Here is a 16482-nt window from a genome sequence, read left to right on the forward strand (position 1 = left end):
CGGCCGCGCGGCCCGCCTCGCGGCCGCGCGGCCCGCCTCGGCTCCATCATCAAGGGCGGCGTTCACCTCGAGACACTCGGGCGCATCGATACGGTTGTGCTCGACAAGACCGGGACGCTGACCGTCGGCGAGCCGGCCGTTCAGCTCATCAGCCCCGCTCCTGGAGTCGATCCGCGGGAGCTGCTGCGCCTGGCTGCCGCGGCCGAGCTGCATTCCGAGCATCCGCTGTCCCGCGCCGTCGTTGCCGAGGCCTCCAAGCAAGCCGTCGCGGTCCCCGAACCCGAAAGCTTCCGTTACACTATGGGGCGCGGCATCACGGCCAGCGTCGAAGGTCGCACCGTCCTGGTCGGCAACCGGAAGCTCCTCGCGGAGGCGGGGATCGAAGCACCTGCCCGCATGGATGGTGCGATCGGCTCCGACATCGTCGTGGCCGCAGACGGGCGCTATCTCGGCGAGATCATCGTGGCTGACACGATCCGCCCCGAGGCGCGCAAGGCCATCGATGCGCTGCACGGCCTCAAGGTGCGAACGCTGCTCCTGACGGGCGATACGGCGGCGGTCGGTCGGAGCGTGGCGAAGGAACTCGGCATCGACGAGGTCATCTCCGACATGCTGCCCGAGGACAAGCTGACGAAAGTCCGCGAGCTCGTCGCAGGTGGCCACTCGGTCGCCATGGTGGGCGACGGCGTCAACGATGCCCCTGCCCTTACGGCCGCCAATCTCGGCATCGCCATGGGTTCCGGCACCGACATCGCGAAGGAGAGCGCGGACGTCGTGCTGATCGGCAACGATCTCGGCAAGCTCGTCGAGACCCTACGCATCGCGCGTCGCACCCGCGCGATCATCTGGCAGAACTTCGCCGGCACCATCGGCGTGGACGTGCTTGGCATCCTGCTCGCCGCCTTCGGCTTCCTGAACCCGCTCCTGGCGGCCTTCATCCATGTGGGCTCGGAGCTCGCCTTCATCCTCAACTCGGCCCGGCTCTTGCCGATCGGAGGAAAATCAGCCACGCCAGGCCGCAAGTGACTTGGACCCTCCCAAGGAGGCACGCATGCATCCGCTCCATCGCGAGACCCACCTGATCCAGCGGGTCGGCTGGCTGCGCGCGGCCGTTCTCGGCGCGAACGACGGCATCATCTCGACCGCAAGCCTCATGGTCGGCGTCGCCGCCGCCTCGACCTCGGCCAGCGAAGTGCTCGTGGCGGGCATCGCCGGGCTCGTGGCCGGCGCGATGTCGATGGCCGCCGGCGAGTACGTCTCGGTGAGCTCCCAGGCCGACACGGAGAATGCCGATCTCACACGGGAGCGGCGGGAGCTTGCGGAGCAGCCCGAGGCCGAACTGGACGAACTCACGCGGATCTACGTGGATCGCGGGGTCGAGTCGGCACTCGCGCGGCAAGTGGCGTCTCAGATGATGGCCAAGGATGCGTTCGCCGCCCACGCCCGCGATGAGCTCGGGCTTTCGGAACATGTGGTCGCCCGCCCGATCCAGGCCGCACTGACCTCGGCCGCGACCTTTGCGCTCGGTGCGGCCCTGCCCCTTCTGATCGCCATCGCCGCACCGACGGGCTGGACGGCATCGGCCGTCTCGGGAGGCTCCCTCGTTGGCCTTGCCATCCTGGGTGCCCTCGGTGCCCGAACGGGCGGCGCGTCCGTTCTCAGACCGACCGTGCGCGTTACGTTCTGGGGCGCGTTCGCGATGGCTGGAAGCGCCATCATCGGCTCGCTCGTCGGGCATGCCGTCTAGCACCGGCACTACGGCACCGGAACCCGATGCCGTCGTCCCATCCAGGACTTCGCCTATATCCTATGAGAGAAAGGGAACACGGAGGAGTAGCCATGAACCGTGCCGGGAGCATCCTTATGCTGTTTCTGGTCGTCGGAACGGGAGGCCTGCACGCCCAGGAGTCCGATCCAAGAACCGGCCGCCGGATCGCCCAGGAGGTATGCGCCTCCTGCCATGCGGTCGAGGCCGGACAGGACCACTCCCCTCGCCCGCAGGCGCCGCCCTTCGACCGGATCGCGCGGGTGCCGGGCATGACGACGACCGCCCTGACCGTCGCCCTGCGGACGTCGCATGAGACGATGCCCAACATCATGCTCGGGGACCGTGAACTCCGGGATATCACCGCCTACATCACGAGCCTGGGGAAGCGTCCTTGACGAAGCCGCTGGTGCTTGGCGGATACCGTGCCCGTGTATGCCCCGTTCGGGCTAGGTGCCTTCACAGCCCCTCTCCCTGGACTTATTCCAGCGGGTGAGCGGCTTGCTCGGGCGTTCTTGTCGGATGAGGCGCCGCTTGGCTCCAGGCACCGGAAGGAAACCCATCTCCTCGAGGGCTTCCCCGRACGATTGGTCATTCCCAATCGGAGCGGACTCTGGCTTCTCCGGCCTTTCAAGCTTCCCTGCCATGTCATGCCTCCCGAGTACCGGGTATCTTGCCCGTGCCGCATCGTGCCTACAACCGGTCTATCACGTGAATGAGCTGATCCCGAAAGTATGAGGGCTACCCCTTCGGACTCAATTCGCAGCACGTGGCGAGATTTTTCCCCGGGTTTATCCCCGGAGCCACGCCGCCCGCTTCCTGCATGCCCACTGCTCGGATCAAAGTCCGTGTCCGCACCTTGCATCGTCAAATTCAGCTCACCCAGGCGGCGACCACAAATCCTAAACCGCGAACAATCGATAGAATTCGATCCTGCTGATGCGCCATCCGTCGAAATAATGACGCACATTCCTTGATGCCGTCGCAGTAATTGTCAACAATTACTGCGAAGGCATCTGAGGCGTAGACGCAAAGATGTTCTCCGAATCTGTTCACATTCGATTTGAAGATCATCCTTTCGGGCAGGTTTGACTCCAGGAGCAGCTATAAACAAGCTCTTCCCATCATTGATATGGCGGTTAATTCCACTTCTCTAATCCGATGACTGTGCAACTTGCCACTTCAGCGATGCCGAACCGGGAGCAAATCGGCTCCTGATCCAGACCTGCCCCTGCGGCGCCGACCGCGGGACAACCCGAGACACACCGATGAGTATTCCATCCACTGCCGCTGACAGCGGCGGCAATAGTATTCCTTTGGCCAAACTCCATACTGAGAGCAGCCCACAGTACTCTGCCGTCGAAAATTTTCTATATTGCGTCGGACCGCCCCGCTTCCGTACGCAAGCGGCACACGATCTCGCATGTCTGCTCGATGTTGATCGTACAGTACAGAGCTGGTGTTGCCTTCCTCTGGTGCTAGCCCACCGCGGCATTGATCATGTCCCAGACTTTCTCGTGAGGCGTGCGGACGGCATGGTGTTGGTGGATGCATCCTTAGCGTCCGTGCATCCCACCCTGGGCTGGTGTCACGAAGCGGCCGACAGAGAGGGATTTCGGTACGAACGGCACGTGTTTGACCGAACCCTTCGCTGCCGCTTTGAGAATGCCCGTGAGCTGTTGGCTTACGCGTCCCACCCAATCCCGTTGCGTGAACGCCTGCTCTTACTCACGTGTCTCGACGAGTACCGCAGCTTACCACTCTCAGCCTGCATCCATGTCGTTCGCGGAAGCCAAAACCCAGTCGGCGTGATCGCCGCCATGGCCTTGCGCCGCTTCGTGGAGATCGATCTCGACAAGGCCCGCATCGGCCCGGAGACCCGCGTCTCCCGCTTCCACGACTGAACCGACCGCATCCACCAACACTGCAAGTCGTCGGCCGTCGCTCGCGCGGGCCGCATGCGACGGAGCACACCTATGACCTTCATCATCAAGAACGATGGCCCGGCACCCGAACTGGAATCCGAGATCCTTCGCCTGTGCCATCTCGTGCAGGATCTCGACGACATCCGACGGGGACGGCATCCCGACAAGGCCCGCCTGGCCTCGTACCCGACGATCCACGAGTGGCAGGGGATCACGCGCCCCGATCCTTGCCTGACCGGGATCATGTTCAACCACCCGACCATCGCCGACGGCAGGCAGGGCGTCACCACGGGCCTGTGGGTGCTCCCACCGACCCTGGGATACGCGCGCACGATCACCCGCTTCTACGCCCTCGGCAGGAAGGATCGCTCGTTCGCGCTCCCGGCCGACTGCCCCCGTACGTGAGGAGAGCACCGATGACCCAGTCACGGATCCTTCCCGACAGACGCAAGGAGACCGCGTCCCGTCCGGTCGATGTCGGCAAGACGGTGGCACGCGGCCTCCTCGTCCGCACCCTGCGGCAAGCCGGCCTGCATCACGTGCTGCGCGGACAGCCGTGCATCGTCGGCATCGCGGTTGCCGACGACGATGACCGGGACGTGTTCGCCACGGCCGCGAAAGYCCTCCTGCGCGGGACGGCCCGGGACGGCTTCGATCCCCGCCTCGCGATGCTCGATCCCGAGTACGAGGTGATCRCGTTCGAGGGCGGGAGGAGGAAGCGGTCGAAGGCTGACGTCGCCTACCTGCGGGAGAGGCTGTCGTCGCGCTCGCGGCTTCTCGCCCTCGCCCCGACCCAAGCCGACTTCCCGCCGCTCTTCCGCGCCACTGCCGACGCAATTCTCACGCCCGTCCCGATTCACCCCCGTGCACTCATGGGCGCGATGGAGGCCGTCCTCGGACATCCGCCGCCCACCGACCTCGTGAAGGCGGCAGGCGGCGTCCCGCTGGCCACGGTCGGCGCCATCGTCAGGCCCGGCCGCAGCCTTCGGCAGGCGGTCCGCCTGCTCATGGCGGCCCGGCCAGGCGGGCCCACGTCTCCGTCCGTGCACGACGTCAGGGATGCCCCGACACTCGACGACCTGCACGGGCTCGGCGAGGCCGCCGAGTGGGGACGGTCGTTGGCGCTGGACCTCGCGGACTATGGGGCCGGAAGGATCGCGTGGCGCGACATGGACAAGGGCATCCTCGTCAGCGGACCGCCCGGGACGGGCAAGACCACCTTCGCGCGGGCGTTGGCGAGCACGTGCATGGTCCCGGTCCACCTGCACTCGCTCGCGCGCTGGCAGGCCAAGGGCCACCTCGACGACCTGCTCAAGGCGATGCGCCGTGCCTTCGAGGAGGCGAAGGCGGATGCGCCCTGCATCCTGTTCGTCGACGAACTCGACTCGTTCGGCGACCGGGAGCGGCTCGGCGGGCACAACGAGCAGTACAGCCGTGAGGTGATCAACGGCTTCCTCGAGTGCCTCGACGGCGCGGAGGGGCGCGAGGGCGTGGTGGTCGTCGGCGCCACGAACCTGCCCGACAAGATCGATCCCGCCATCCGGCGTCCGGGCCGTCTCGACAGGCACGTGGTCATTCCCCTGCCCGACCTGGAGGCGCGCAAGGGCATCCTGCGGCACCATCTCGGCAGCGCCCTCCCCGGCGCCGACCTGACCGACGCTGCGGAGCGCCTGGAGGGCGCGTCGGGCGCGGTGATCGAACAGGTGGTGCGCGACGCCCGGCGCATCGCGCGACGGGAGCGGCGGCAGATGCGAATGTCAGACCTCACAACCGCCCTTCCGCCGCGGCGGCGCCTTTCCGACGCGGACTTCCGCCGCGTCTGTGTACACGAGGCGGGCCACGCAGTGATCGGTTGCCTTCTGTTCGGGGAGGCCGGAAAGATCCCGGTCGAGGCTCGGGTCTTCCGCGAGGCGTCGGCCGAATCCAACGTGGGCGTGACGAGCATGCGGCATGCGAGCGACTTGCTGCGCACGAGGGCGGCCTACCTGGCCGAGATCACGGGCCTCCTGGCCGGGATCGCGGCCGAGGAGGTCGTGTTCGGTGCCCGGTCAGATGGCGGCGGCGGATCGCACGGCGCCGACCTCCAGCGGGCGACGGCGCTGGGGGCCGCCATGGAGGTATCGCTCGGGTTTGGCGCGGACCTCGCCTATCTCGCCTCCCGGGACGAGGAGGAGTTGCACGCGCGGGTTCGCGCGGACCGGGCGCTGCTTCGCGCGGTGAACCGGGTGCTGACGGAATGCCTGCAACGCGCCCGGGCGCTGCTGCGCGAGCATCGGGATGCTCTCGACGGGGTCGCGGACATGCTCGCTCGGCGCGGGCGCGTATCCTTCGACGGGATTCTCGGGACCGTCATGACGGCGGGTTCCCTGCACCCGGGCGATGTGAAGGACCGATACCCATGAAGGATATCACGCGGAAAGGACTCAAAAATCTTTGCCCGCCGCTAAGGATTCACGTTTTGAGCCCCGGGCAAATCACTTTCATTCTGCTGAGATGCACTTGGCTCGGCATCGACCGGCCGAAACCTTCGAAGACTGACCAGCGGCCCTTGTTTCAAGGGATTGAGTCCGCGAGCGAACGCTCGCGGGAGCAGGAGACCCTTATCATGTCTACGATCATCCGAGACACGTCACTCCGCAACGCCCATGCAAGGTGCCGCTGTCCGACTGAGGATTCAACACCGCACCCAGGCGCCCGATGCCGCCCGCCTGACAAGGCTCCGATAGTGCTGTAGCGCCCCGCGCCGCCGAAGGCGGCATCCGATCAAACGAGTCCTTGTCACGCAACCTGCCGCGACCGCAGCGGGAGCGGGGGAGCACGTCATGAACACATCGAAACGGACCGGCAACCTTTCACAGGCAAAGCCGGGTACACGAATGCGAGGTAGGCTCGGGACCCCGCCGGGCATCCACTTCGAGAGTCCCCTCGAGCGCGATGCGGCCTTCGTCCTGCTCATCGACTTCCGGACGGTGAAGGCCCGCGACCCGCCCGTGACGACCAAGCGTGCCGGCGACACGGCATCCTGAAGCCGTAGCGCCGGCACGTCACCGAACACCGAACCCTACACCATCACGCCAAGCCGCGCAGCATCGCCTGCGGGAACGGAGAAACACGTCATGAGCACACCCAATGGAAGAGAGACATCATCGAAGGCGGAACCTGCGCCCGCCGGCGCAGCGGACAGTGGGCCCATGTTCGATGACCGTTACGAAAGAGCGTGGGTGCCGCCGTCCGCGTCCCTTGCCTGCCGCAGGCCGCCCCTGAAATCGCGGAGCTCGACACGCGGTACGTTCGTCAACCCACGGACCCACCGCGAGGTCGTCTACGAGAGCACCCTCGAGCGCGACTTGGCATACATCCTGCTGGCGCACCGCGACGTCGAGACGATGCAGGAGCAGCCTCGGGAAGTCGAGTACGTCGACCGCGACGGCGTGGTCAGGACGCACATCCCCGACTTCCGCGTAGAGCTTCGGGACCGCACCCGCATCTCGATCGACGTGAAGCCCGCGATCAAGGTCGGGTCCAGCGGCATCGAGGACACGCTCGACCTGATCCGCTCGCAGTCAAAAGGCGGCTTCGCCGACTGCTTCGTGCTTCGCACGGGCGAGCACATCACCCGCGACCGCGCCGCCGATGCGCGCCTGATCCACAAGGCCCGCCGGATGCGCAACGAGGACCACGTCCGTGAGGTCCTCGCCGTGGCGTCGGCCCTAATCGGCTCGATCCGCATCGACGCCCTGCTCGCCGCCACCAGGAACGGCGGCTACGGCCTCATGGCCGTGGTCTGCCTCATCGGTGACGGCGTACTCGAGCACGTCGGCCCCGGCCGCATCTCCCACGACAGCTTCGTGCGACCCGCCCCCACCGCCACCCGCTCACACTGAGAAAAGGAGACCTCCCATGATGACACCTGAGAAGCGCGAACCCGAAAAGCGCCACCCCGAACTGCCGCAGCCGGTGCCTGCCACGCCGCGCTGGAGCCTCAGCCGCCGGGACAAGGTGACGATCCTTCACGATGCCGACCGCGTCGTCGACTACGTACCGCACTCGAGCGACGATAACGGCCACGTCCTCCGGCCCGTGAACCATCCCGACCTCTGCCAGGCGGTCACCCACGAGGAGTTCGAACGGCTGCGGCAGGAAGGCCGACTGAGCATCAGTCGCGGCTTCTTCGGCGTTGCTGCGGCGACCGCCCGCATGGCGTCTTCCGCACGTTTCATCTCCGAGCTCAGCCCCGAGAAGCGGGAGAAGCTGTTCTTCCGCAAGGACATCTGCGATGCCATCCTGCGTGCGAAGGCCGCCGGCGAGGTCAGTCTGTCGGAAGAGCCGATGAGGGCATTCATCAAGGCGTACATGGCCGACGTCGTCGGGAACGCAATTGGTGGGGGACGCTGCGGAGGCAAGGACATCCGGATTAAGCGTCCGCCCAGCCCCGCCGCACTCAGGGATTGGCTGCGCAAGTATGAAGCCTGCGCCTTTGATCCAATGTCCCTCGCTGACGGATACGGCAACAGCGGCAACACCACGCCGCGACTAGGGGCCGAGGAGCGCGCTCTCATGCGGACGTACGCGGAGATGACCGCGAGCCGCCTCAAGCCGTCCGCGAAATCGCTCCACCGCAGGCTCATCGCGGAGATCAAGAGGCAGAACGGTGAGCGCGAGGCGCAAGGACTGCGTCCCCTGCACGAGCCGAGCTACCAAGCCTTCCTGCGTGTGGTCAACGGCCTGGACGAGTTCTGGGTCGCCGCGGGGCAGGAGGGCATCGACGCCGCTCGCAAGAAATACCACATCAGCCAGGGCGGACTCGATGTGAGGCGCCCGCTCGAGCGCCTCGAGATGGACGAGTGGAACATCCAGCTCAAGACCCTGCTCGAGGATGCACAGGTATGGAGTCTCCTCCCGCCGAAGCTGAAGGATGAGGTGGAGCGGCGGCGCTTCTGGCTCTCGTGGGCCCTTGATGCCTGCACGCGCTGCTGCCTAGCGGCGATGCTCGTGGAAAACCCGTCGGCCTCCAGTGCGGTGGCGACGCTCCGGATGGCGGTCAACGACAAGTCCGCCCTGCTCGACACGACTGCTCTGACTCCCTGGGACATGTTCGGCACGTCCGAGACGGTCAGCACGGATTCCGGTTCCTCCTACGTCAGTCACGAGTTCAGGTCGGCGGTGACCGACCTCGGGTCCGAGGCTCTTTTCGCCCAGGCCGGGATGCCGCAGATGCGCGGACGTGGGGAGCGGTTCAACCGCACCCTGCACGAAGGACTCATCGCGCATTTCCACGGCCGCACGTTCAAGGACATCGTAGAGAAAGGTGACTACGACTCGGATGCCAATGCCGTGCTCGATGTTGCCGAGCTTGGCCGGATGATCGTCCGTTGGATCGTGGACGTCTACCACAACACCCCGCACGCCGGCCTCGGTGGCGAGACCCCACGCAATTGCTGGCTGCGTCTGACACGCCTCCATCCCGTGCTCCCGCCGCCGGATCCAGACCTAAACCGCCACATCTTCGGCGTCACGGTGGAACGCCGGATCACGGGCGCCGGCGTGCGGGTGCTCGGCCTCCAGTATCGGTCCGAGCCTCTCATGAAGGCCCGCCGCGATTTCGGCCAAAAACCCGTCCTCGTGCGCATTGACGAGGCCGATTTGGGCCATGTCTCGGTCCGGACCAAGCAGGGCTGGCTCACGGTCCGCTGCGAACGCTCCGGCTTCGACCACGTGTCCGTCGCAAAGTGGCGGGCGGCACGAACGGCGCTGCGGCGCGGGCACGCCCGCAACGCGAAGCTGTCCGAAGCGGTCGTCTACCAAGCCATCCGCGACATCCATGAATTCTCGGATGAGGCCACCCGACGGGCCGGCATCGCGTCCCCGATCCTGACATCCGCCGAGGTCGATCGCCTGGAGCGCGACCTGTTCCGCTCGTTCAGCCTCGCACGCGGGCCGGAGGACGGTCCGCCGGTCCTCGGGATCGTGGGACCTGACGGCGACGGGCCGTCCGGGATGGTGCCGACCCAGCCCGCCGATGACGACAACGCGGGCCGGATGGACGGCGACATCGAGGGCGACGTGCCACCGCCGGCCAACGGCGCAGACGACGACTTCTTCACGGAGGACTGAGCATGGAACCGACAGTCACTGACACGAACCAGGCCGTTCGCGAGGATGCKGTCGCGCGGATGCGCAGGCTCCGGTCGGAGAAGCGCTCTCGTCGCAGCAGGATTATGGTGGATGTCCTGTCCGCATATTTCGGAACGAAGTCTCGCGACGAAGCCATCAAGAAGGGACTCGACTACCTCATCGACGCCTTTATCCGCGCGGAGGACGCGGGGGCAGGAGGTGCCTCCCGCCGCGTCGGCCGCCTCCGTGAGGGGTGTGCGCTCTCGGTGATGGGGGAATCCGGAGCCGGGAAGACGCGTACATTGGAGCGTCATTTTCACAAGCGCGAGGAGTTCGCCGGATACGGGGAGAGGGATGCCGACTGTGTCCTGGTCTCCGTCACGGCGCCATCCCCGTGCACGCTCGCGCTCCTCGGACACGAGGTCCTCAAGGCACTCGGGTACGAGGCAGCGAGACAAATCAGGGAGAGTGTTGTCTGGAAGCTGGTACGGCATCACCTGCGCCTGCGCGGCGTCCGGTTCCTGCATATCGACGAGCTCCAGCACCTCGTCCGCTCACGGAATCCGGTCGAGATCGGGAAGGTCCGCGACACCCTGAAGAACCTCATGCAGGACAAGGAGTGGCCCATGTGGCTGATCCTGTCCGGGACACGCGAGATCGCCGTTCTGGTCTCGCCGGACCCAGGGCCGGAAGAGACGCACGGCGCGGATCGGGAGGCGGTGCAGGTCTGGCGACGGTCGAGGTACGTCAATCTCGAGGACTTGACCATCGGACGGGACGCGGAACTCGTCCGGCGCATGATCGCGTTCTACTGCGGTGAAAAGACGAAGCTGTCCGTCGAGGGACTCGCCACGGACGATTTCATCGCTCGCCTCCTCCACGCGGCGCTCAATCAGTTCGGGATTGCGATCGAATTCATTCAGGACGCCATCGAGCAGGCGCTCGACGCCGAACAGCCTTCCGCCGTCGAGGCCGCTCACTTCGCGGACGCTTACACCTCAAGGACCGGATGTACGCCGGACGGGAACGTCTTCACGGTCCGGGAGTGGTGGCTCATCGATCCCCGCAAGGCCGTGCGTCGTGAGGGACTGCCACCGCCTCCCGAAGAGACGCCACGCCGCCCTCGCGACAGGAGGAGTCAATGATCCCGCTCCACCCCTCCCTGACCGTCGACCTGCGCAAGGACGAATGGGCGGCGAGCTTCTGCTCGCGCACGGCCCTTCTCGTCGGTCGCTCGGCCCGCGACTTCTGCCGCGACATGGGCTTCGCATTCCAGGACATCGTGGACGGCCGCGACCCTGCCCTGGACGCCCTCGCCCTCCGCACGCGGACGGACACCAAACGTCTGGGCGCGGGTTCCGTCCGGAAGGTCGGGGAACACCGCTTCTCCCTCCGGGGCCAAGCGCTCGTGCGCGACGCCCTCAGCCGGAAGACGCTGCGGGTTTGCCCGCACTGCATCCGAACGGATCTCGATGAGTGCAGCGAACCCATGGCTGTGCGCCCCTATGGTCGGACCGTGTGGCTCGTCGGCCCGATCCGTACATGTGCCAAGCATCGGGTTGGCCTTGTGGCTATCTCCGTGGACGACCACCCCCAGCGCGTGCACGACTTTGCCGCCCTGGTTCAGCCTGCCATCCCCAACATCATGCGGATCGCCGATGCAGCTCCTCAGCGGCGAATCTCGGCGTTCGAATCTTACCTGCTGGCCCGCTGTGAGGGACGCGATGCGGACGACGCGCCCTTTCTCTCCGCGCTGCCGTTCTATGCTGCCGCCAAGACCTGTGAGGTGATTGGCGCCATCACGACGTATGGCATCCGATTCCGAATGGACCTCCTCTCGGATACTGAGAGGCAGGAGGTGGCAGCGGAAGGCTTCGGGATCGCGTCAGCCGGGGAACACGGCATCCGTCGCTTCCTCTCGGATCTTCAGGACCGCTTCCGGTCGGCCAAGGGCGATTGGGGGCCGCGGCTGGTGTTCGGCCGCCTTTACGAATGGCTCGCACACGAGTCCGAGGATGCCGCATACGAGCCGCTGCGCGACATCATCCGGCGTCACGTGATGGAGACGCTGCCAGTCGGTCCCGAAGAGGAGGTGTTCGGGCAAGGAGTACTGTTCCGCCGCCTGCACTCCGTCCGCTCGGCCTCTCTCGAGATTGGCGCGCATCCCAAGCGCCTGCGGAAGCTCCTGCACGCGGCGGGCCACGTGTCGTCTGAGTCCCTGGAACTGTCCGACTCCTGGGTGATGTTCGACGCGCAGGCAACGCGTGAATTCCTGGAACGGGTGTCGGAGGCGATGACGCTCGGGGAGGCTGCCGAGTACCTCAATGTGCCGCGCCCGCACGATCGCCTACTGTTCGGGGCTGGGCTTATCGTGCCGTTCGTGCGCGGTGGAAAGGGCATCCTCAAGGACCACGCGTTCGCCAGGCGCGATCTCGACATCTTCCTGGCGCGGTTGCTGGCGGACGCAAGCGACGCGGGTTCGGATGACGGTGCGCTGGTGCCGATCCCGTCGGCGGCTAAGCGGGCATCCTGCTCCGCGGTGGAGATCGTGCGGCTGATCCTCGACCGGAAGCTGACGCGGGTCCGGCGTCGGGCGGACGTCCCCGGTTACATGTCGGTCCTGGTCGACCCCGATGAGGTGAAGCCGTTTGTGCAGGGACAGGCCGAGGGCAGCCTCTCCCTTCGCGAGGTCGAGCAGCGGCTCGGCACCACCACGCGCGTGGTGAAGGCCTTGATCGAGCATGGCCACCTTCCCTCTATGATCGAGATCAATCCGGTGAACCGCTGTCCCCGCCAGGTCGTGAAGCAGGATGACCTGGATACCTTCATGGGCACCTACGTCACGCTGCATGTCGCCGCGAAAGAGGCAGGGGTTCATTTCCGGCGACTTATATCGGCAGTCGCGGACGCAGGCATCCGGCCCGTCTTCGACCCGAAGAATGTCTGCGCAACCTTCTATGATCGGAAGTCCATTGCGGATATTGGATCCTGACTGAACAAGCGCGTCTACGTTCACACGGCCCGCGAACGCCGATCCGGTACTTGCAGTTGAAAGCCCTCGACATCGTCGAGGGCTTTTCTCGTGTGCACGGTCAAAGTCTACCTCACTGTGAGGCGGATTGATGGGTTCTAAAGTGCAGCGGACTGATGGGTTAAACTCCGCTCAAATGAGGCAAACCGAAAACCAAAGTCAGGGAATTTCAGGTACTTAAAGGAGACAGCGAGCCAACCTTTGGGTGCATCTACAGGAAGCCACAAGGTTTCCGGGGCTTTTTTTACTTTGAACCCAGCCAAACACTTGAGGTCACGCGTCACGTTGACGATACGTTACATCAAGAACGTTGGTTAAATCGTGGAAAAGGCTAAGCTGACAAACCGCGCCACAAGTCAGGGACTGAGTACTAAGCGGTAGACAGAGCGCAGCCGAAGGCCAAGGGGCCAACATTGAGCACCAAGCTAGCTGTCCTAAACACTAAACCCACTCTGCTCGACTTCAGTGTGGTTGAACGAGGCATTAAAGAACGATCCTCAGACGAGAATAGTCGAGGACCCGCATTCGTCAGGTACGTAGTCGAAACTGTTTTTCACATCCCAGCTGAAGATGCTGCTCTCCATATTGTCGATGGAGGCCAAGATCGTGGCGTAGATATCATCTATATTGACCATGAAAACCGGGTGATAAACATCTGCAGCTGCAAAGTTGTAGCTCAATTTAAAAGATCTCACCGATGCTTCCCGGGAGATGAAATTGATAAGATCGTCTCTTTCGTAGATGACCTATTATTCGGCCGTGAAGAGCTGCTTGAATCTGTCAACGGTGCGTTAGCCGCGAAAGTTCGAGAGATATGGGAGATCTTCGCAGATGACCCCTACCCTATAAAAGTCCGTCTCTTCTCAAACCAGCTGCCGTTAGCCGACGCTGAACGTGCAAGACTTGTGACAAGCTTAGCACGTCATAAAATCGAACTACTTGAACACGGCTTGTACGAGTTGGCGCATGGAGCAGTTCGTGCCACGCGCCCGAAATTCAGAAAGAAACTCCTACCCATAAAGGGTGATGCCTTTTCGGTGGTCGATGCGGATCGCAAAGGGATAGTGACAAGAGTAACACTAAAAGATTTCTACGAATTCGTTTGCGACGAAAAGGGAGATTTCGACGAGCGCCTGATCGAACAAAATGTTCGCTACTTTCTTGGACACGACAACGACGTGAACCGAGAAATTAGATCAACCTTGATCGGCGGAAAAGCAGACGATTTTTGGTTCCTGAATAACGGCCTAACCATCGTTTGCGACCAAGTTGTCGCTATAGAAAATGGCTGCCATCCCTTAACTCTAGTGAACCCGCAAATTGTAAATGGCGGCCAGACTGCTCATGTGATCCATCATGTTGGCGCTGAGACTCTTGTAGCTCTCAATGAAGGCTCTCTATCAGTTAAGATCATCCAAACGAGCGATCCTAAATTAATTGAGCGTGTTGCCTTGGCCAGCAACACACAGAGCCGGATTTTCGGTCGCGACCTGCGCGCTAATGACCACATCCAGACCCGCCTAGCATCATCAATAAGCAATCACGGCTATTTCTATCGCAGAAAGAGGGGTGAGAAAGGGCCAGCTGATACGAAGGTCATTGATGCATCGCGAGCCGGCCAACTTATATTGGCTTTCGTTTGTGGGGAGCCTACCAAGAGCAAAACCAACTCGAATGACATCTTTGGCGACCTTTATAGTCTAGCCTTTGATCCCAATGTTGTTACTGCCGAGCTAGTAATCGCTGCCTCTAGAATCCACGAGGAAGTAGGAGCAATACGACAGCAAGCCCTTGCATGGCAGAGTTCCATCTCAAGAAATTCCTTCGCCGAAACTTGGATCATTGAGGGCCATCTGCATTTGCTATTCGTCATCGGCGAGTTAATGCGCAGGAAAGGGCTTTCATATGAGTCTGTTGACGAAGCCATCAACCTAATACCAGAGGCAATCGCCGTGTTGAGCCAATACGTGGTCAATCATCAGCGTGTCTCGGCCTACCGCCTCTTTAGATTAGTATCATCCAAGGAAGAACTTCTTGGAATTATTGACGGCTTCGGCAGGCCATCTCCTGCTCAACCGCATCAGCTTAGTCTCGGATTGTAGATGGAACTATGGCCTGTTCTGAAAGCATCTGGCTATAGTGCCTTCTGGCGAAACGAAGTGTGTCCTTGCACACCGCTTTGCCCTTCATCAACCATGCAAAACAAATGCATGGTTGATGAAGAATCGCGGATTGAGGAGAGCACCCCATGAACGTTCTCGTCGTAGGCGGAACGGGTTTTCTCGGCGGCGCGGTTGCGCGGGAGGCGCTGGCGCGGGGGCATGAGGTTGCGATCTTTACCCGGGGGCAGACCGGGCGGGATGCGGTGCCGGACGGGATCGAGGTTCTTGTCGGGGACCGGCACCGGGATCTCTCAAGCCTCAAGGGCCGCACGTTCGATCTCGTGGTCGATACCTGTGCGTTCGCGCCCGACGCAGTGGCCTCGCTCCTCGATGCCCTTCCCGAGACCGGCCGCTATGCGCTCGTGACGAGCGCTTCCGTCTATGCGGGGTTCAAAGTGCCCGGCATCTCGGAGGATTCACCCGCCAGCCATTAATGCAAAACTACAGCCACCGCCGCACGCGGGTGCGGTAGCTGCGATAGGCATCGCCGAACTTGCGTTCGAGATAGGCTTCCTCGCGCGCCACGACGCCGTAGCGGATGACGAGCCCGAAGGGCACCAGCGTCACGAGCAGCCAGAGATCGTTGAACGCGATGCTCAAAGCCACCAGGCCCAAGAACATGCCGAGATAGATGGGATTGCGCGTGAAGCGGTACGGCCCGTTCTCGACAATGGTGGTGGAAGGCTGGTTTGTCGGGACATTCGATCCGGCCCCGGTCATCGTCCTGATGGCCCAGGCCACCAGCACCAATGAAGCGACGAACACCAGCGCGCCGATCCAGCCCGCAGGCCAATCGTCGGGTAAGAACGGCAAGGGCACGAGCCAGGCGAGCGCAAGTCCGGCGAGGACTGCGAGCCCCCAGGCCAGCGGCGGCCGGATGATGACGTGTGCGTGGTCTTCCGTGTCGGCCATGGCGGTGAATGTTCCCCTGCCTGCCCGCAACATCCCTCGCCGTCCCGGCATCCCGGGACGCGCAGCGGAATCTGGCAGGATGAGAAAGATAGGATGCCGAGGCCGTCCCGTCATTCGCCCGATGGTGGAGAGGATGGGCCGCGCCGCCCGGGCGATCCGTCAAAGCCGGATTTCGGGAGAACGCGGGAAGCGCGACGCTTCATGAAAGGATGGCAGTTGCCGGGAGAAGCATCGGCTTATTGATATGTTCTTGCTTTGTTCTTGACTTTGGTCCTAACCTTGGCTATAGCTGGGTTGTCCCGGCCCACCGAGGGGCGCGCTCGCGAGGCGTCGTGATTGTGGGGTTGGGAACGGTCCCGTGCGGGAGGTGACGCAGCCTCGTGCGACGGGAGGCCCAGGCGAGAGGCTGGGCTCAGTTCTGGTCCAAGGCCGCCCGTAACTTCAGACGGTGTCCGCCTCGGGCAGTCCATGGGCCGGTCGCGTCTGTCCGCCTAAAAAAGCCGTGCGCGAGGGGCCGTCTGGCTCTTCCCTCACTCCACCATCGAGCCGGACCGCTCCTCGCGCCCCCTCGAT

The 16482-nt window shown here is 63.7% G+C and carries 14 protein-coding genes; 13 read left to right on the plus strand and 1 reads right to left on the minus strand.

Going from position 1 to position 16482, the window contains the following annotated elements; genetic code table 11:
* From ACXJKO_RS22750 to ACXJKO_RS22810, 13 genes are all read left to right on the plus strand, one after another.
* Nucleotides 1–1026, plus strand: a 1026-nt coding sequence (locus tag ACXJKO_RS22750; RefSeq protein ID WP_457093351.1) for a heavy metal translocating P-type ATPase, incomplete at its 5' end; no start/stop codon positions are given.
* 25 nt (nt 1027–1051) lie between these two features.
* Nucleotides 1052–1747: a VIT1/CCC1 transporter family protein gene (locus ACXJKO_RS22755; protein ID WP_457093352.1), complete on the plus strand. Its 696-nt coding sequence runs from the start codon at nt 1052–1054 to the stop codon at nt 1745–1747.
* Between the two features lie 92 nt (nt 1748–1839).
* Nucleotides 1840–2163 (plus strand): c-type cytochrome, encoded by a 324-nt coding sequence (locus ACXJKO_RS22760; RefSeq protein ID WP_457093353.1) that lies wholly within the window; start codon nt 1840–1842, stop codon nt 2161–2163.
* Between the two features lie 1233 nt (nt 2164–3396).
* Nucleotides 3397–3669 (plus strand): hypothetical protein, encoded by a 273-nt coding sequence (locus tag ACXJKO_RS22765; RefSeq protein ID WP_457093354.1) that lies wholly within the window; start codon nt 3397–3399, stop codon nt 3667–3669.
* 72 nt (nt 3670–3741) lie between these two features.
* A complete protein-coding gene (locus ACXJKO_RS22770; protein ID WP_457093355.1) occupies nt 3742–4095 on the plus strand; it encodes a hypothetical protein in 354 nt (117 codons plus the stop codon).
* 11 nt (nt 4096–4106) lie between these two features.
* On the plus strand, nt 4107–6092 hold the full coding sequence (locus ACXJKO_RS22775; protein WP_457093356.1) for an AAA family ATPase: 1986 nt from the start codon (nt 4107–4109) through the stop codon (nt 6090–6092).
* 420 nt (nt 6093–6512) lie between these two features.
* Nucleotides 6513–6716, plus strand: coding sequence for a hypothetical protein (locus ACXJKO_RS22780; RefSeq protein WP_457093357.1), 204 nt, complete (start codon nt 6513–6515; stop codon nt 6714–6716).
* Nucleotides 6717–6806: 90 nt separating this feature from the next.
* Nucleotides 6807–7574: a hypothetical protein gene (locus tag ACXJKO_RS22785; protein ID WP_457093358.1), complete on the plus strand. Its 768-nt coding sequence runs from the start codon at nt 6807–6809 to the stop codon at nt 7572–7574.
* Nucleotides 7575–7590: 16 nt separating this feature from the next.
* Nucleotides 7591–9804, plus strand: coding sequence for a Mu transposase C-terminal domain-containing protein (locus ACXJKO_RS22790; protein WP_457093359.1), 2214 nt, complete (start codon nt 7591–7593; stop codon nt 9802–9804).
* Nucleotides 9805–9806: 2 nt separating this feature from the next.
* Nucleotides 9807–10949, plus strand: a complete 1143-nt coding sequence (locus tag ACXJKO_RS22795; protein ID WP_457093360.1) for an ATP-binding protein — start codon at nt 9807–9809, stop codon at nt 10947–10949.
* Nucleotides 10946–12796 carry a TniQ family protein gene (locus ACXJKO_RS22800; RefSeq protein WP_457093361.1) on the plus strand — a complete coding sequence of 617 codons (1851 nt, stop codon included), beginning with the start codon at nt 10946–10948 and terminating at the stop codon, nt 12794–12796. The genes ACXJKO_RS22795 and ACXJKO_RS22800 overlap by 4 nt, the downstream gene beginning before the upstream one ends.
* A 452-nt stretch (nt 12797–13248) precedes the next feature.
* Nucleotides 13249–14937, plus strand: a complete 1689-nt coding sequence (locus ACXJKO_RS22805) for an AIPR family protein (protein WP_457093362.1) — start codon at nt 13249–13251, stop codon at nt 14935–14937.
* Between the two features lie 146 nt (nt 14938–15083).
* Nucleotides 15084–15431, plus strand: coding sequence for an NAD-dependent epimerase/dehydratase family protein (locus ACXJKO_RS22810; protein WP_457093363.1), 348 nt, complete (start codon nt 15084–15086; stop codon nt 15429–15431).
* A gap of 7 nt (nt 15432–15438) precedes the next feature.
* Here ACXJKO_RS22810 and ACXJKO_RS22815 read toward each other — a convergent pair whose 3' ends face one another.
* The gene (locus ACXJKO_RS22815) at nt 15439–15942 is read right to left on the minus strand and encodes a methyltransferase family protein (protein ID WP_457093364.1); all 504 of its coding nucleotides are present in this window, start codon (nt 15940–15942) and stop codon (nt 15439–15441) included.
* Nucleotides 15943–16482: the final 540 nt, after the last annotated feature.

It is taken from the genome of Microvirga sp. P5_D2 (genome assembly GCF_054049475.1).